Source organism: Paenalicyclobacillus ferrooxydans (assembly GCF_001399675.1).
GTDB classification, from domain to species: domain Bacteria; phylum Bacillota; class Bacilli; order Alicyclobacillales; family Alicyclobacillaceae; genus Alicyclobacillus_B; species Alicyclobacillus_B ferrooxydans.
The window spans coordinates 46,239-63,214 of record NZ_LJCO01000045.1 but is presented as its reverse complement, the minus strand read 5'-3'; the positions used below and the strand labels follow the sequence as shown (position 1 = coordinate 63,214).

Here is a 16,976-nt window from a genome sequence, read left to right as displayed (position 1 = left end):
GTTTGCTTTGAGTAAAGAAACATAGTACTAGACATGAACAATTGCGTCATCGCTACGGCAGATTCACCTCGCACCTCATCCACAAGATCGTCACATCTGCGCCATCGAAACAGCAAGCTAAGGTAACCAAAGGAACAAGGCTGAGAGATAACCTGATAGTGCATAAACATGAGTCCAACCGGGGCTGCTGCGACCATCGGGTGTTTGTATAAAGAAGAGTTAACCAAGATCAGCATCCCAGTGGAACGGGACAAGGAGGCTTGTACAAATGGAGTCAACTGCTTCCTCAGTCGGTGTGTTAAGCATTCCCTCTCGCATCGAAAGGTTACCGGTTACGCGATTCACCTGGAAGATTGTGATCCTTGCTGGTTTGGCGTGGTTTATCGAGTCGTTGAGCATCGGATCCCTTGGTGTCGCGCTTGGGCCACTCAAGCAATTCATGCACTTGGGAGCAGGACAGGTCGGTGTGTTAACGGCTGCTTCAACGTTTGGGATTGTGTTGGGGCTCATTCCGGCAGGATTTTTTGCCGATCGCTTTGGTCGTAAACAGATCTTGGTGTTGGGCATTGTTGAGTACAGTCTGTTCACCTTGCTGTGTGCCATGGCACCTAACTATTTCGTGTTGCTGATATTTCGCTTTCTATCTGGCTTGGGCATGGGTGCTGTGTTCCCGATTCCGTACGCGATTGTGAGTGAGTTTGTGCGGAGTCGACAGCGAACGCTGTTCAATGGAGTGATGGACGCATTTCTCTCGGTTGGATACTTCATTGCACCTCTGCTCGGCCTGTGGATCTTGCCAACTTTACCCGCTTCGCTCTCTTGGCGCGTGTTTTTTGCGGTCTCTGCTTTACCGATTTTATACGCTGGCATTATCAAAATGGCGTTACCGGAGTCGCCTCGTTGGCTGGATGGCAAGGGCCGACAGCAAGAAGCAGACGCGGTGATGAGGATGATCGAGTCACAGGTTTCGAGATGGGCGTCTTCGTCTGCTGGAGCATCGAAGCAATCTGAGCTTGCTTCAAAGCAGAAAGACGGTTTGCATCCGAGTGTGCGCGAGAGTGGTATAGCTGCTCGGCGTAATACAATGGCGGCTCCATGGGCGCAGCCTTATTTGAGACTGACGGTATCGCGCGCTGTCGCTGCAACCGCCACGTTCTTTATGTTCTATATTGTGATGACGTACATGCCGATGATTTTCAGTTCCAAGGGTCTATCGTTTGCCCATTCCCTGATGTTTACCGCGATCATCACTGCAGCTGCGATTCCGGGCAAGTTATTGAATGGGTTTTTTGCGGAGCGCGTTGGCCGCAAGGCGGTGTACGTGGTGTTTATGGGCATCGCAGGACTCGCAGCATTGTTCTTTGGGTTGGCGAACACACCACTTTCCATGATTGTTTATGCCTGCGTGATGTCCATGTTCGGTACAGGGGCTTTTCCAGCCTTGAAGATGTCCTACGCTGAGCAGTATCCGACGTCGATACGGACCACTGGTGCAGCCACGGTGGAGACCATCGGGCGGTTCTTTGGCGGCGTTGTCGGTTCTTACGCCATTCCCGTGATGTTAACCGCGTACGGGATGTCCGTTGGCTTTTACGTTGTCAGCACCCTTGGCCTGGTTGCAGTGGTCGTAGAACTTGTCTTCTCACTGGAAACCAAGGGGGCGACTCTTGAAGAGCTGGGACTGCGAGCAGAGCAGAGGAGCTTAGGAGGCTGAGTGATGGCAAAGAGGCATTTGTATGAAGTGGATTTGATGCGGGCGTTTATTATGCTCAGCGTGTTATCCGTCCACACGACGTCGTTCTTTAACAGCATGAATACAGACATGACCGGTGGGTTCTTAACCCTTGGTGCACTGATTACTTCGTTGCACTACACGCGTGAAGGGTTCATGTTCATGACTGGTTTAGTTCTGTTTGTCACGTATTACCGTAAAGAATTTCGAACCGTAAGCTTTTTTAAGAAAAGGTTCCTATTGATAGTTATTCCGTACATCGTATTCAACATGCTCTACATTTTATTTGAAGGTTTCTATGTACGGAACTTTAGTTGGACACCAGATTACCTCTGGCACCAGTTAGTCCAATCACTTGTGACGGGAGACCAGTTTTTCTTGTACTACATCCTCGTCTCCATGCAGCTGTACCTTGTGTTCCCATTGTTGTTGCGCGGAATGCGGAAGTTCGAACGCTGGCATCTACACATCTTTATCGGGAGTTTTGTGCTTCAGTTGGCACTTATGGCTTTCAACAAGTTTGTCCTGATGCATGTGAGCGTGGTTCACCTGCCGCCTGTCATCAAACAGCTCGATCTGTACCGGGACACGTTCGTGTTGACGTATCAGTTCTGGTTTGTGGCGGGAGCCATCGTGGCCGCTCATTATGAACGGATCCTCAGCTTTGCGGATAAGCACGTTCGCGCTCTTCGAATGGCACTCGTCATCGGACTGGCAGTCCTTTGGGGCCACTATCTTCTCGATAGACTCGTGTTGCATGAATCGGAGGTCCTATCCGAACTTGTCCTGCAACCCATCATGATTCCTTATGCTCTGATTGCGACGGTGAATATGTGGTATGCAGGCGTGCAATGGGCAAGGCGACGGGAGCAGAAAGGGTGGGTTCCCTTCAGCCGCTTCGTCCAACTTGCGGCAAACGCATCGTTCGGAATCTTTCTCCTGCAGCCCTTTCCGCTTCATTATATGGAAGAAACAATAGGATGGTTACACAGCTTAGGTGCTCCACTTTGGCTTCACTACAGTCTGTTGCCGTTTTGCATTCTCTTTGTCTATTTTTCCGGTATGGTCGTCGCTCACTACGTTGGGAGAGTCCCAATTCTCGCGTACATCGTTGGTAGAAAGGTAAATTACCCAAAGCGTCAGCCGCACCCAGTATCCGCCACGAGGACAGCGTAAAGAGAGGTGTTTGACACATGTCGAACCTGCTGAATCGTTTGACCGAGTCTTTATCGAGAACGTCAAGAGCATGCATCCACTATGGAGATGCGTGGTATTCATCGGGTACACTTCGCAAGGACATCGAAACTGTAGTTCATCTGCTAGACGACAGCAGGCTTCGCCGCGGTGACAGAGTGCTCCTTGGCTACCCCAATTCCTACGCATTTGTTGTCGTTTACTTTGCCATTTTGCAATCCGGGGCCATTGCGGTCCCGTTTAACCCAGATTTAAAGAAGAATGAGCTGGCGATGTTCCTCATCCGCACCAAAGCTCGCTTCGGCTTTTTTCATAAGAACCTGGAAGTGATGCTTCGGGAAATTTGCACAGGTGGTGTATCTTCAAACGATGTAGCGACCAGCATCACACTAGAGTCGGCGTTTATCACCGACCGCTTGGAACTCGGTGTCCCAGAAATGGCTTGGACGGCTCATAGTGACATTTTGTCGCAGGTTACGGTAGGGGACGGCCATTGTGGAGATAGCCCTTCTACTGCCGAGACTTTCGCAATCGATGACCATACTCCATCGGATCAGATTTCTGATGAGGATGCCGCGGTACTCATGTATACCTCGGGGACGACCGGGCGTCCAAAAGCGGTGGTACTTCGACATCGCCATCTCTTGGCCACCGCTTCGCAAATCATCGAGTCTCATCAACTCACATCGGATGACGTGAGTTATTGCTTTCTCCCACTGTTTCACATCAACGCGCAAGTCGTCGCAGTACTGTCTACGCTCTTGTCTGGGGGACGGATCGTCATCGCCCCGAGGTTCAGCGCTTCACGCTTCTGGGCGTCCATTTGCGAGCATCAGGTGACTTGGGTGTCAGCCGTGCCGACGGTCATTGCCATATTGCAAAACGTGGATGGTCCAGAGGAAACGCCGGCGTCCTTGCGTTTTGTTCGATCCGCTTCGGCCCAGCTTCCTCAACTGGTTGCCCGTCGTTTTGAGCGCCGTTTTGGTGTCCCTATCATTCAATCGTACGGGATGACGGAAGCTGCCAGCCAGATTTGTGTGAATCCACTTCCCCCGGGGGAGCGCCGGAGTGATTCTGTCGGCTTGCCGATGGGGGTCGAGTTGCGGATTGTCGATGAGGACGACTGCGATGTGTCAGTTGGCACCGTAGGAGAGGTTTTACTTCGAGGTTCAAGCGTGATCGAAAGGTACGAGGAAGCGGACAACCAGAATGACTTTCGAGGTGGCTGGTTCCATACCGGGGACATGGGCAGGGTGGACGCTGACGGCTACGTTTACTTAACCGGAAGGAAAAAGGAACTGATCAACCGAGCCGGCGAAAAGGTGAGCCCGTACGAGGTTGAAGATGTGATTCGGGAGCACCCGGCCGTCGAGCAAGTCGCTGTGATTGGATTGCCCGATCCGATGTACGGCGAAGAGGTGGCGGCGTACGTCGTGGTTCGTGAATCGACTCAGGCCCTGGAAGGATTGACTGTGGAAATTCTAACGCTCTGTCAAGAATCACTATCGCGGTACAAGTGGCCGTCCAAGATTCAAGTTGTTTCACAACTTCCAGTAGGGCCGACTGGTAAAATTCAGCGTACGAGTTTGAAAAAGAAGGTTCTGTCAGCGATGATCTCGTAATTCGGTAGTCCCTATGATGCACGAGGGGGCGGCGTGGCATCGCGTTCCTGAACAAGGTGTCAACCATCGTTTCATGCACTGGCTGCCTGCAGATGTTTTCTCCGCAGATAGAAAACCATCAGTTTCAAAGTCGGTTCGATGATGAGATAGACCCAACTGAGCGGCGCCAAAATATGGACTACGACAAAATCCCAGGCTTCTTGGTTTGGGATGAATGTAAAAACGATGAGGACCGCAACTGCATAAAAGAGGATGAGCCATTTGTCGCTTGATTGTTTGAGCTGAAACGTTCGCCTGGTCAGTTCAGAGAGCCCCCACAAGTGATTCGCATAAAACACAGCCTGAAACATGGTTGAGGCAAAAATCAGGGAAACGCCAAACCGCTGGATCACAAACCCCTGCACCTGGATGAGCTGTAAGATGAAATCGACGGGATGCACCAGCACTCGAAGCCCTTCATACCCGACGACACGGATGCTGACCAGAAACACAAACATCACATAGAGACATCCCAGTCCTGTTGCAATCAGAGGCAGCCAAATCGGGTTTCGTTTTCGATGATCAAAATAGGGGTTCAGCATCAAATAGAGGTTGATCCCGAAAAACATCGGAAAAACGACGGCAGCGGAGGAGATGGAGCGTGAGATACTGACCGGGTGAACCATCACACCGGTCCAGGTACCTTGGAAAAAAGCCAGAGAGAAAGATGAAAAAAGGATCAGCATTACGACAGGAAATGCGATCGAAGCCACGCGGGATATCGTTTCAAGACCATACATGGCACCAATCACCCCCACCATTGCGAGGATGATCGCGGTTGCGAGCCGGGGAGTGTTTGGCAAGAGTCCTTTGATCGTGATGGAAAAGGAGAATAAGCTGATCGCTAAGAACAGCAGATATCCAGGGATAAACAAAAGTCCGATCCCTTTCCCGATGCCTTTTCCAAACACAACTGTGAGCATCTCGGCACCGGTTTCCTTTTTCAGGTTGAGTGTCAGAAGTCCATGGATGAAGGCACTAAAGAGTGCAAACAAACAGGCACCAAGGACTGCCCATTGTCCATCGATGCCTCCGTAAAAAACGGCATAGCGGGGGTACGTCCAGAACAAGAGCGGCAAAAAGCTGGTCGATGTAATACAAATGACTTGATACATAGAAAGTTTGTACATTAAATGAGCACCCCTTTGCTGCTGATCTGGACATGGACGGTAATGTTGAGTTTCGCATGTGCAAACATGTCCCCCCACGACTGTTTCAGCTTCTGTTCATCTTCCGGGTGCAGTTGCAGGTAATAACGACCAAATCCAACCACATCGGTTTTGGATTGTTGCAGTTTTTGCACAGTTGCCGTCAGCTCTTCGGTCAGGTACTTCGAGACCTCGGATTCCAATTGGGTGACTTGGGTCGGCGGCATCGGCTTTGGTGAAGGATCGTTGATTTTGCCTAGCGATCCGTTGACCTGCACGTGATCCACGAGGATGATGGAAGTGCCCTGTTTATAGCACCGGAGGCGGCTTTTGGCACGGACATCGGTGAGGGCTGTGGTACTGTCCCCAATTGGAATGTCAAATGACATCTCGCGGACCTTACCCGTTAAAAGGTTCAGATAGAAGGTTTCCTGTTGACTGAGCGAAAAAAGAGACTTGTTGTTTTGATAGACCTCCACACCGCCAAATGCAAGGGTGTCTTCTCCTGCGTTTTCGGAGGTTTGTTCGGTCTTCACAATGGGGATGACCGGGAGAACGCCGACCTGTGTGGTATCTCTCCAGTACTGCCAGAGCTCACGGCGAATGACATACCCCTGTTGTCTGACCTTAAAACTCTTGTCAACAAAGTCCATCGGCGCCTTCTCCGCGACGTTTGTCGCAAGGATCTCCCTGGCACGCTCCGGCGTTACGAGCAGATACGACAAACGGTTGATACGGGGAATCCGCATCAACTGCCCAACGGCGGAATCCATCAACTCGCCGGAAAGGGTTTCACTGACGACAATGGCGCGAAGCTCTGCGACATCAACTTCCCGGTCCATTTTGCGCTGCAGGTTCCGAAACGCATCGGACAGGGACTCTGCTTCTATCGAGAGGTTCTGATAGGATGATGTGTCACCTGGAGTTGACCCTTTTTCGCTGGCTGATGCGTTGCCAAGGACCGGAAACTGGATGGTCACCTCGAACTTCTTTGGGTCATCTGGTGCCGGGTCAATCCCCAGTCCAATGACGGCGGAACGCGTATTAATCGCCTCATAATCCCAGCACCCCGGCAAAAAGACAAGCAAGGTTGCCGACAGTCCCGTGGTAAGCCATCGTTTCACCATTTTGTTCATGATTTGCTCCGTCGCTTTGGCACCTCAAGAAGCGGGTGTGCGACAGGATCGGTATAATCTGCACTGCGCGTGTCTTCCTGGTTGTGATAATGGGACGCACGTTTGTCAAGCAGAGGAATCGGGAACCGGATAAATCCGTCGAGAAAGAAGTCCCGCCAGTGTTCACCGGAGATGGGTTCCAAATAGGAAATCCCAAATGACTTCAAGGAAGCTGCGTGAAACATAATCAATATCACGACGATCATCACCCCGTAAAAGCCGAAAAAAGACGCACCGAGGATATTCGCCCACATCAAAATGCGGAGTGTGGTAGCAAATTCGTAGCTCGGCAGAACAAAGATGGCGATTGCAGTGAGGGCAATAATCACAATCAAAATGTTGCTGACAAGACTCGCTTCAACCGCCGCTTGCCCAAGCACCAAGCCTCCGACAATACCAATCGTTTGTCCCATGACCTTTGGCATTCGAAGCGTTGCCTCGCGGATGATTTCCATCACTATCTGCATGATGATGACCTCAGTCGCTGCATTAAATGGAACTCCTTCACGGGACTGAGCAATGGCAAGGGTGAGGTTGTGCGGCATTAACTCGGGATTAAAATCCACAAAAGCGATGTAGAGGGCAGGCAGATAAAACGCCAACACAAAGGAAATCATCCGGAGCCAACGAACCAGAGTTGCTTCAATCCAGTTGTGCTGGTCGTCCTCCATCGTCTGAAAAAAGTCGATCACCGTCCCGGGAACAAGCAGCGCAGACGGATCGCCATCAACAAAGATGAGAACCTTCCCTTGTCCGACCTCTTTAACGCAATTATCAACCCGTGTTGTGGAACGGGTAAGTGGGAACAAGGTCCAGTGGTTGTCAACAATGCGTTGCTCCAACGTCGCACTACCAGTCAGTTTATCCACATGTACCGCTTGAATGCGTTTGATGGCGGTCTCGACGAGATTCGGATTGGCGACATCATGTTCGTACAGCACTGCCACGCGAGTGCGGCTTCGGTAACCGACCATGAGTTCTTTCACCGTCAGCGTATCACCCGTCAGTGCCCAGCGCATCATGCCGACATTTACATCTACATTCTCAATAAACGCGACTTGAGGGCCGCGGGTGCTTGATTCGACCAAGGGCGGCTCCACTGCGCGGTGTGGCAGTTTTCGCTCACCCATCGTGAGGGCGACGTTCAATCCGTCCACAAGGAGAACGAGCACCCCTCGTGAGAGTGCCTCTCGAATCTCCCACAGGTTGTCCATAAAGATGGCGTTTCCCAGCGGGATGACCTGTCGCATCAAGTAGAAGGGAAGTTCCTTATTGGAGATACGCGGGAATTGATGGTCCTGGATTGCCTCGATGACGGTCTCCACCTGACGCTGGTCGGCGACCGTTTGGTAATACACAATCACGGCTTCCTTGTCTTTTATGACCGTTCTACGAACGATAAAATCATCACTTTCACCCGCGGTGTCTCGAACATACTCCAGGGTGTGACTGAGGTTACTGGTGATTTTCGGTGCATCCCGGTAATCGGGGGTCTTTGGCTTCGGCCGATCGGTGTATCGGTTTTGGTAGTCCCTTCGATTAAAAGGATTGAACACAAAAGTCGCTCCCCGCATGACGAGTATCAACTATGATTGTTTCCTGTATTGTCGTAATTCATGTGCTCGAACCAAAAGCTGGAACATAATGAGGCTGCGGGGAGAGAGGACTTAAGACATCTCACGAGGCAGGACTTTTTGACCGTGGGATTCGAGGTTCGCCTAACCTTAACCTGGCGCACCCAGGTAATCCTGAATGACCTCCAGAAACTGGCGCCCGTAGCGCTCTGCCTTGACCTCCCCGATGCCTTTAATCCGCAGCATCGACGCCCGGTCGGTAGGGCACACCGCGGCTAATTCACGCAGCGTAGTATCCGGAAAAACAACGTATGGTGGAACGTCATTCATCAAAGCGAGTTCACGGCGCAGTTCGCGAAGGCGTTCAAACAATTCGTTGTCCACGCTGGCTTTACCCGTGCGCGACGCGGATTTGACCTGCAACACCTTCATCAACACGCGGGCCTCTTGTTTTAACACCGGTCCAGCTTTCGGAGAGAGTTGGAGGACTGGGTACTGGCCTTCGCTCATGCGCAAATACCCATCCGTAATCAGATGACGGACATACCCCGTCACCACCTTGTCTGATAGTCCGCGCATCAACCCATAGGTGGACAGCTTATCCAACTTGGCATCAAGGATTTTCTTGTCCTTGGAACCCCGTAATACCCCGACCACAACCTTGATCCCATAGCGTTCTCGCATTCGCAGTACGCATGACAGAATCTGTTGTGCGGCGATGGTGATATCCTCAAGGTCAAAGGTTTGGTTACAATTGCTGCAACGCTGACAATCGGCCTCTGGCTCCTGTCCAAAATAGCGCAGAACGAAGGACTGCAGGCATTGTGTGGTCTGACAATAATCAACCATGGCATACAGTTTTTTTAACTCGATCCGCTGCCGCTCCTCGCTTCCTACGCTCTGCTCGATCAAAAACTTCTGCACCCGGACGTCTTCTGGGCTGTAGAGGAGGATGCATTCGCTCGCATCGCCATCCCGTCCTGCACGGCCCGCTTCTTGGTAGTAGGCCTCGATGTTTTTCGGCATGTTGTGATGGATGACGAATCGCACATTTGATTTATCAATCCCCATGCCAAACGCGTTGGTGGCAACGATTACCTGAACATCATCGTAGAGAAACTGATCTTGGCTGTTGGCCCGTTCACCATCTTCCATCCCAGCGTGGTAACGCCCGACAGAACACCCTTTCCCAAGGAGATACTCGTAAAGGTTGTCAACCTCTTTGCGGGTGGCCGCGTAAATAATTCCCGAGTCACTCTGATGTTGCTTTAAGTACTGCATGATATAGTCACGTCTGTCCCACCCGGACAGTACGGAGAACGATAAATTATCCCGACTGAACCCAGCGACGTAAACCTCTGGTTGGACTAAATGCAATGAGAGGACGATATCCCTCGTTACCTCGGGAGTCGCCGTGGCGGTGAGCGCAACCACAACCGGTCGCTCGTCAAGTTGCTCCAAGAACGGGGCAATCGATTGATAACTTGGCCGGAAGTCATGGCCCCACTGCGACAAGCAGTGGGCTTCATCTACCGCGACCAGAGATGGTCGGAGTTTGTTTAACCAACGCGTGAAGGATTCAGATGCCAAGCGTTCCGGCGACACGTAAAGAAGTTTGTAGGAGCCTTGCTCTGTATTTCGAACACGCTGTCGCAGCTCTGCCGCATCCAATGTGCTGTTGATGAACGCCGCAGGAATTCCAATCGACGTCAAGTTGTCCACCTGGTCCTTCATAAGGGATACGAGAGGTGAAACGACAATCGTAATCCTGTCCATGACCATTGCTGGAATCTGGTAACAGATGGACTTCCCGCCACCCGTGGGCATGATTCCGACTGTGTCCTGTCCCTCAAGCACGGTCCGTATAATGTGTTCCTGGCCCTTCCGAAACCCATCGTAGCCGAAATATTGCTTTAGAGTCTGCTCTGCAATCTCTATCCGACTGACATGGCTTAATTGCCTCAACTCATTCGACTCCCCACATCTGGTGTTACATATGACTCCGTCTATCATACCATCCCGATGGTTCCGAGACAGTCGTACAGAGAAGGCGATGCGACTTGGTCAGGTTTAGCCGAATTAAAATTTGACGCGCTGGTCTAAATGGTGTATGATTACATTGTTCAAGCGTGATCGTTCATATGGTGTAAACATTTTGAGCCGTTTATTTTGCGCCTCATGGTGCGTGCAGAGTAGAACGGTTTTACATTTAGACGAATTGAACAAAAATTTTGCCAATGGGCACTGCAGGAGGAATTTACTTTGAATCAAGGTACAGTGAAGTGGTTTAACTCAGAAAAAGGTTTTGGTTTCATCGAAGTTGAAGGCGGCGAAGACGTATTTGTACATTTCAGTGCAATCCAAGGGGATGGATATAAGACCCTTGAAGAAGGACAACGCGTTACCTTTGACATTGTTCAGGGTGCAAAAGGTCCTCAAGCAGCTAACGTAGCGTAATCGATCCTGATGAACTGGACTGTCCTCAAGGCATCAATTTGATTCCTGAAGGGCAGTCCTTTTTTATTTACACTTTGCAAGCTGATTGTCCCATGTGTGAGGGCAAGAATAGACATTTTGTTGCTGAAAATGGAAGGAGAGATGAAGACCATTAACGTTAACGAGGATCCGAAGTATTGGAAAATAGCTCTCGAGGCCTATCAAAATCCGAACATTAAGAAAAGTTGGTGGCAACTCTTTAACACGATAGTACCATTTCTGGTCTTGTGGTCTGGAGCTTATTTTTGCTTTTCCATATCGGTTTGGTTGACACTTCTCCTGACCATTCCGGCAGCTGGGTTCTTGGTACGAACATTTATTATCTTTCATGATTGTGGTCACCATTCTTTCTTTAAGAGTCGAAGGGCGAATGATGTCGTTGGAATTTTCACGGGATTGCTCACCTTTTTTCCATATCACCAATGGAAGTATGAACACAGCGTTCATCATGCAGGAAATGGGAACTTGAGCCGCAGAGGCATGGGGGACATCGCAACCCTGACTGTGGATGAATACCTCAAGTTGTCTGTCGCTAAACGACTGCTTTATCGAATGTATAGAAATCCAATTGTCATGTTCGGACTTGGCCCTATCTTTCTTGTCATAGTGAAATACCGCTTTAATAGGAAAGGGGCGGGGCCGCGAGAACGTTTTAATACCTACGTAACGAATGTGGTTCTTGCAGGGGTGGTAACATTCGGTTGTTGGACTTTGGGATGGGAACGATTTCTGCTGATTGAGGGCCCAATTCTTTACCTGGCAGGCATGGCTGGTATTTGGCTGTTCTACGTACAGCACCAATTTGAAGACAGCTACTTCGAGAATGCAGAGAACTGGGACTATGTTACGGCTGCGCTTCGAGGGAGTTCATTTTATAAGTTGCCGAAAGTGTTGCAATGGATGACTGGAAATATTGGCTTTCACCACATTCATCATCTTGGGCCTAGAGTACCGAATTACAATCTTCAACACATCTATGACCAAGTTACGTATCTGCAAGAGGTTTCCACTGTGGGTCTGTTTTCCAGTTTGCGCTCCCTGCGTTTTCGACTGTGGGATGAGGATAAGAAAAAATTTATTGGATTTCGGGGCATAAAAGAACTTGTATAAAGACAGCCTAGACATAACCTTGGTAAAGGAGGCTGTCCCATGCCAGAACCGATTCCGACTGATATTTACGACCAGATCGGCCACGCAAAAATGGATGATTTTATGGATGATTTTTTTCGCCATATCAAAGCAAATAAAAATATCGCAAACTTGTATCCCGAGGATTGCGGGGAATTAAAGCAGAAATACAAGCCATTCATTTCGGATTTTCTGCGTGGCAATATTATCGTGACGAAGACAGGAGATCCTGAACTTCCTAGCGAGCACAACCCAAATCGGACGCCAATTTCACGTAACGATGCGGACGAATGGGTGAATTGCCTTCGCCTCACATTGAATGACTATCATGTTTTGGACCACAGCCGTGAGCTTTTGCTTCGCGAAGTGCAACAGAAAGCCTATGAGATGGTAAACGCGCCACAATAGTTGCACAAAGAGGACAAAAACGGCGTGCACACTTTGCACGCCGTTTTATTTCATTGTTACGCTTGCTGTATCTTGTCGTGTTCCTTTAAACCCAAGGTTTCTTTTAAAATTTGGGCCGCTTTAGCGTTTGAAATTTTGTGAGTGTCCACCAGGCTGTCCACAACAACATCTTGCCTTTTGCGTGCCAACTTTAATGCTCGTTCAGGGTTGAACCAGTGAGGGGAATTGGGCAATCCCGCTAACAGTGTCAACTGATTGCTGTTTAACTTTGAGGGTGGCTTTCCGAAGTAAGTTTCAGCCGCGTTGTACAGCCCATAAGCACCATCCCCGTAGTAAATGAGGTTTGTGTAAAGCGTCAATACCTCCGGTTTGCTTACAGTGTCATAAATCCCTATTGCATAGATGGCCTGAAGAATCTTTCGGTGCAGCGTCTTTTGCTTGCCGAGCAGGGTGTTGTCCACCAATTGTTGCGTAATTGTAGACCCCCCTTGAACAAACCCGCCTTGGCGCAGGTCGACGAATGCGGCCCGTATCAGCCCCTCGGGATCAATTCCGGGATCCCAATAGAAGTGCCGGTCTTCTGTAGCAATGATGGCCTGGCGGAAAGTCCTCGGTATCTGTTGATAAGTCAGAAGATGGATGTGGTCTGTTTTGATTTTTTGTTCGGCAGCGCGTTGCAGGCGCTGTGCGATTGGACTGATGTGCGAGAAATACACGGCTAAACCAGCAAAACCAAACATGCCCAACAGGGCTATACACAGCACACCATACATACTCCGTCTTAGAACAAGTGAAAAACCCATGACGCCGCCTCCATTCCTCTTCGAAGTCCGACAGGCTGATGTCGCGTACCATCGTTTTTCACTTCATATTTTACTGTGTATTTCATGATTTGCTCATAGAAAATCGCACGTACATGTGTCAGTTTCAGTTACACCCATCTAATGACGGTGTTGCAGAAGGTGATGGGTGAATTTCATGCTTGATTGGATATTCCGGCTCTGAGATACTGTGCTAAGTTGATTGTCTCCGCCAGGTGGAGTGTGAAGGATGTCAGAACAGAAAAGTGCAATCATTCGCTTGTTTGGGGTCGCCCTATTGTGGGGTTGTAATTACGTGGTTAGTGCTGACCTACTCAACTATTTTTCTCCGATTTTTCTATCCTGCGCCCGAATCAGCATGACGTCGATTTTTCTGATCCTGGTGGCCCTAAGAGTTGGCGGTCTGCGGAAGCCAACGAAAGCAGAGTGGGCATTGCTGGCCGGAGCGGGCATCTTTGGGACACTGATGAATCAGGTCTTCTATTTTACAGGGTTGAAAGAGTCTACGGCAGCGAATGCCTCGTTAATCATCGCGATGTCCCCAATTGTCACTACAGTTCTGGAACGCGTATTTTTGAAGGTGTCTTTAACGGCATCGAAGGTGGTCGGTGCACTCTTCAGTCTTGCCGGAGTGGTCGTCATCGTCGTCTTCGCAGGTCAGTCCATTGGGGTTTCACTGGGTGATGTCTACCTTCTGTTGGCAATGCTCGGCATGTCAATTAGTCTCCTGTTCATTCGAAGGCTTTCAGGGAGCATGTCCTCCTATTCAGTAACGATTTTCTCAACTGTCTTAGGTAGTGCTCTGATGGTACCTGCAGCGGTGGGAGAAGGCATGCTTGGTCACAGTGTGGTGAGTTCAGACATGTGGCCTTGGCTGCTCATGGCTGTCGCCGGTATTGTGGCACAAGGCATGGCAGGCTTCTGGTGGAACCGTGGTGTCGCAGTTACCGGTGCAGGAACGGCATCAATGTTCATGAACATTCCGCCGTTCATTGCGTTAATCGCAGGTCACTTTGTCTTGCATAATCCCATTTATATCACGCAGATCCTGGGGGGAGTACTTGTTCTGTCTGGCGTGTTTATCGCCAACCGGAGTGCCTTTCGGACGCCGAAAGCTTTTCCAGAGGTCATGGAGAGCGACTTGCTGGAACAATCGTTATAAGTCAACACTGGGTACAGGAAGATAGAGCAGCGTCCGGATTAAAGCTACTGCGTTGGAGTGTTTTGGGTAACCGATTATGAAGGAGATGCAGGTTTGGCGGAGCCTTTTCGCCACAGAGCTGTTGAACCAGCCGCTCAATATCTGACGGATTCACTCCTGCCTCTTTAAACCGCATTCTGAGATACGATTCTGTTGCCATCCCGTTCTTCCCATTCATCACCGTCATCCTCTCAAATGGTATCCCTGTATCTGCCGTGCACATTTGTGTAACTTAACACAAAATACACTCCATCAAGTGCGGCAATCAGACGAGAAACGCGGCGAATTGCCGCATTGGGGTAGGGTGTGTCGATGAGTGATGTCAATGAGTGATGTCAATGAGCTGCTTGGCAGGTGGAAGATTACTCTATCTGTATACAAAAATCAGCTTGTCTCGTGTGAGTCAGGTGTGGCTCTCCCTAACCCTGTAGAGGGGTGATTTTACTAGTTCCTCGTCAGTCATATACATTCCGTGGCTTCGTAACATCCTGGATACGAACGATGCAGGCAGTGTGTTCGCATTGTATGCGCAGAGCGACATGACATCTAAATCGCTGACACTGTCATCGGCGATGGCCTCAAACTCTTCAAGTTTTTCCGTGATGTTATCTTGTTCTCTCCACTCGACATGCGCCCAAGTTCGAAGTGCGGTGTTGTGAAGGAGGAACGGTTGTAGCATGCTCTCAAAGTATCTAACGATGGTTACGTAGTTGAAATCTCCATGAGTACTGTAAAACTCCTGATTGTCGACGTGATGTATATGTCCCGGAAGACTATCAATGTTTAGGCGTTGCTGTAATTGTCTCTTTATCATTGCAAAGATTTCACGGTCTTCAATAAAGAATACTTGATGTCCATATTCCATCCCGCTGATTCCATAGGCCACAGCATTTTCAACGTAATCTTGTAAAGATTCATACAGGTACAGTATGTGCCCTTTGTTGACTATCTTAAGCTGTTCCGTCAGTTGTAGTACCTGTGTATCCATTGTCGATGCCTCCGCAAACCTATTCAACAGCTATTATACGGTGACGGGGGTGCGCCGCAAATGGAGCTTTACTGGAAACCCAAGGCAGGTACACACTGTATCCGCTGCCTTTAACAGGCAGCAGATAGAGGTTTACTCATCGAACGTTTCTGTATGGTTTTTGCCTCCATGAGATGTATGAATCTGTCTGGCAAAGGTCGGGAAAATTGGATCGCTGTTTCCTCTCTTGTAAAGTGGGGAACTGACAAGTTCCAAGTCTGTCATGAAATATTTGTGATGTCTCAGCATCGCCGTTTGTACAGAAGCGGGCGTCTCCATTGCATTGTAGGCACAGACAACGGTGGAGTCATGACTCGCAAGCCCTTCATCAACGGCGTTCTCCCAGGGACTCAGTCTCGCGTGGTCAGAAAGCATGTCATCAGTCTTGAAATGAACGTGAACCCAGACACGCATGGGAGATCGATGTCCAGTAAAGAATTCTTGCAGATTTATCATTTGCTCGTTCATGGCAGCCCTTTCATCGGAATCAATACTCTGATGAAAAAGGCCACTATCTACATAGTGAACAAGTGTAAGCTTGGTATTTTCTATGCTTCGATTCAGCTCGACACGAATCGAGGATTGTAAGTTTGGGTCTTCAACAACCCATACGTCAAGCCCCGATGTAACACTGTCAATAATGAACGCCACTACATAATCTAGATACCTGCGAAGGGACTCATAGAAGTAAACAACATGACCCTTGACTCGTCCTTGCTCGGCCGGTGAGATGACATGCTGTTCAGTTGAGACAGTCTGTATGCGGCTTATGGCAGTATGCGTGCCTATGAGCTTTCCGTCTAAATCAAGAAGTGGTTCGCTCTTTGCCAAATAAGAATGCATTTGGCCATTGAAACGGAGTTGAATGACTCTTTCAACCGCCGTCATCTGTGCGATGACATTTTGTTTTATCTCGACCAAATCAACGCAATCATCATAAAGTTCATGATCAGACTTCCCAATATATTCATCCTCGTCCCCGTAAGGACTCCAAAGCCAGGTGTACCTCAGATCGAGATCATTATGGGAAAAAATCGTGTAGTTTACTGATTGATCAGAATTCTCGGTTTCATCTTGCATATCATCCAGCCAGAACAATTGAGGGCTGCACCCGAGTGTCTTGGCAATCTTGTAGGCAACATGTGGGCTTGGACGTCGTGTTCCATTTTCAATTTGCGAATAGAACCCTCTATTAATGTACGAATGATTGGCCACAACGTCCTGCGTCAACCCTCGAGAAATCCGTAACTTACGTAGCCATGTGCGTATCGTCATGGTATTCTCCCCTGAATTGACTCTACCAGCTGTTTACTAAGCGCGGTGCGGCTATTTGCCACGTGCGATGAAGGTGTGATGGTTACATAACTAAGTATAAGTGCAGACGTCGTGAATGCAGCACTCCATTATATGG

14 protein-coding genes are annotated in these 16,976 nt (G+C 49.4%); 7 read left to right on the top strand and 7 right to left on the bottom strand.

Annotated features, from left to right (window positions below):
- Nucleotides 1-268: 268 nt before the first annotated feature.
- From AN477_RS10440 to AN477_RS10430, 3 genes are read left to right on the top strand one after another with little or no spacing between them, the layout of a single operon-like run.
- Nucleotides 269-1,714, top strand: a complete 1,446-nt coding sequence (locus tag AN477_RS10440) for an MFS transporter (protein ID WP_054969098.1) — start codon at nt 269-271, stop codon at nt 1,712-1,714.
- 3 nt (nt 1,715-1,717) lie between these two features.
- Nucleotides 1,718-2,908, top strand: coding sequence for an acyltransferase (locus AN477_RS10435; protein WP_054969097.1), 1,191 nt, complete (start codon nt 1,718-1,720; stop codon nt 2,906-2,908).
- Nucleotides 2,909-2,925: 17 nt separating this feature from the next.
- On the top strand, nt 2,926-4,548 hold the full coding sequence (locus AN477_RS10430; RefSeq protein WP_054969096.1) for an AMP-binding protein: 1,623 nt from the start codon (nt 2,926-2,928) through the stop codon (nt 4,546-4,548).
- Between the two features lie 71 nt (nt 4,549-4,619).
- Here the strand turns inward: AN477_RS10430 and AN477_RS10425 are convergent, their stop codons facing one another.
- From AN477_RS10425 to recQ, 4 genes are all read right to left on the bottom strand, one after another.
- Nucleotides 4,620-5,717: a GerAB/ArcD/ProY family transporter gene (locus AN477_RS10425; RefSeq protein WP_054969095.1), complete on the bottom strand. Its 1,098-nt coding sequence runs from the start codon at nt 5,715-5,717 to the stop codon at nt 4,620-4,622.
- Nucleotides 5,717-6,871, bottom strand: a complete 1,155-nt coding sequence (locus AN477_RS10420; protein WP_054969094.1) for a Ger(x)C family spore germination protein — start codon at nt 6,869-6,871, stop codon at nt 5,717-5,719. The genes AN477_RS10425 and AN477_RS10420 overlap by 1 nt, the downstream gene beginning before the upstream one ends.
- A complete protein-coding gene (locus AN477_RS10415; RefSeq protein WP_169787876.1) occupies nt 6,868-8,466 on the bottom strand; it encodes a spore germination protein in 1,599 nt (532 codons plus the stop codon). The genes AN477_RS10420 and AN477_RS10415 overlap by 4 nt, the downstream gene beginning before the upstream one ends.
- Before the next feature lie 168 nt (nt 8,467-8,634).
- Nucleotides 8,635-10,449 carry a DNA helicase RecQ gene (gene recQ / locus AN477_RS10410; RefSeq protein ID WP_245631785.1) on the bottom strand — a complete coding sequence of 605 codons (1,815 nt, stop codon included), beginning with the start codon at nt 10,447-10,449 and terminating at the stop codon, nt 8,635-8,637.
- Between the two features lie 297 nt (nt 10,450-10,746).
- Between recQ and AN477_RS10405 the strand changes: the two genes are divergently transcribed.
- The 3 genes from AN477_RS10405 (at nt 10,747) to AN477_RS10395 (ending at nt 12,516) form a co-directional block, all read left to right on the top strand.
- Entirely contained in the window at nt 10,747-10,941 is a 195-nt protein-coding gene (locus tag AN477_RS10405) for a cold-shock protein (RefSeq protein ID WP_054969092.1), read from the top strand.
- Nucleotides 10,942-11,082: 141 nt separating this feature from the next.
- Entirely contained in the window at nt 11,083-12,090 is a 1,008-nt protein-coding gene (gene desA, locus AN477_RS10400; protein WP_054969171.1) for a Delta(5) desaturase DesA, read from the top strand.
- A 39-nt stretch (nt 12,091-12,129) separates the two neighbouring features.
- The gene (locus tag AN477_RS10395) at nt 12,130-12,516 is read left to right on the top strand and encodes a globin domain-containing protein (RefSeq protein WP_054969091.1); all 387 of its coding nucleotides are present in this window, start codon (nt 12,130-12,132) and stop codon (nt 12,514-12,516) included.
- Nucleotides 12,517-12,572: 56 nt separating this feature from the next.
- Here the strand turns inward: AN477_RS10395 and AN477_RS10390 are convergent, their stop codons facing one another.
- Nucleotides 12,573-13,319, bottom strand: a complete 747-nt coding sequence (locus AN477_RS10390) for a biosynthetic peptidoglycan transglycosylase (protein ID WP_245631784.1) — start codon at nt 13,317-13,319, stop codon at nt 12,573-12,575.
- Between the two features lie 247 nt (nt 13,320-13,566).
- Between AN477_RS10390 and AN477_RS10385 the strand changes: the two genes are divergently transcribed.
- A complete protein-coding gene (locus AN477_RS10385) occupies nt 13,567-14,499 on the top strand; it encodes a DMT family transporter (RefSeq protein WP_054969090.1) in 933 nt (310 codons plus the stop codon).
- Between the two features lie 442 nt (nt 14,500-14,941).
- Here AN477_RS10385 and AN477_RS10375 read toward each other — a convergent pair whose 3' ends face one another.
- On the bottom strand, nt 14,942-15,526 hold the full coding sequence (locus tag AN477_RS10375) for an MEDS domain-containing protein (protein ID WP_054969088.1): 585 nt from the start codon (nt 15,524-15,526) through the stop codon (nt 14,942-14,944).
- Between the two features lie 132 nt (nt 15,527-15,658).
- Nucleotides 15,659-16,840, bottom strand: coding sequence for a helix-turn-helix domain-containing protein (locus tag AN477_RS10370; protein ID WP_054969087.1), 1,182 nt, complete (start codon nt 16,838-16,840; stop codon nt 15,659-15,661).
- Nucleotides 16,841-16,976 lie beyond the last annotated feature (136 nt).

Coding starts and splice junctions, on each gene's coding strand:
- AN477_RS10440 (WP_054969098.1), top strand. CDS start 269: ATGGAGTCAACTGCTTCCTCAGTCGGTGTGTTAAGCATTCCCTCTCGC.
- AN477_RS10435 (WP_054969097.1), top strand. CDS start 1,718: ATGGCAAAGAGGCATTTGTATGAAGTGGATTTGATGCGGGCGTTTATT.
- AN477_RS10430 (WP_054969096.1), top strand. CDS start 2,926: ATGTCGAACCTGCTGAATCGTTTGACCGAGTCTTTATCGAGAACGTCA.
- AN477_RS10425 (WP_054969095.1), bottom strand. CDS start 5,717: ATGTACAAACTTTCTATGTATCAAGTCATTTGTATTACATCGACCAGC.
- AN477_RS10420 (WP_054969094.1), bottom strand. CDS start 6,871: ATGAACAAAATGGTGAAACGATGGCTTACCACGGGACTGTCGGCAACC.
- desA (WP_054969171.1), top strand. CDS start 11,083: ATGAAGACCATTAACGTTAACGAGGATCCGAAGTATTGGAAAATAGCT.
- AN477_RS10395 (WP_054969091.1), top strand. CDS start 12,130: ATGCCAGAACCGATTCCGACTGATATTTACGACCAGATCGGCCACGCA.
- AN477_RS10390 (WP_245631784.1), bottom strand. CDS start 13,319: ATGGGTTTTTCACTTGTTCTAAGACGGAGTATGTATGGTGTGCTGTGT.
- AN477_RS10385 (WP_054969090.1), top strand. CDS start 13,567: ATGTCAGAACAGAAAAGTGCAATCATTCGCTTGTTTGGGGTCGCCCTA.
- AN477_RS10375 (WP_054969088.1), bottom strand. CDS start 15,526: ATGGATACACAGGTACTACAACTGACGGAACAGCTTAAGATAGTCAAC.
- AN477_RS10370 (WP_054969087.1), bottom strand. CDS start 16,840: ATGACGATACGCACATGGCTACGTAAGTTACGGATTTCTCGAGGGTTG.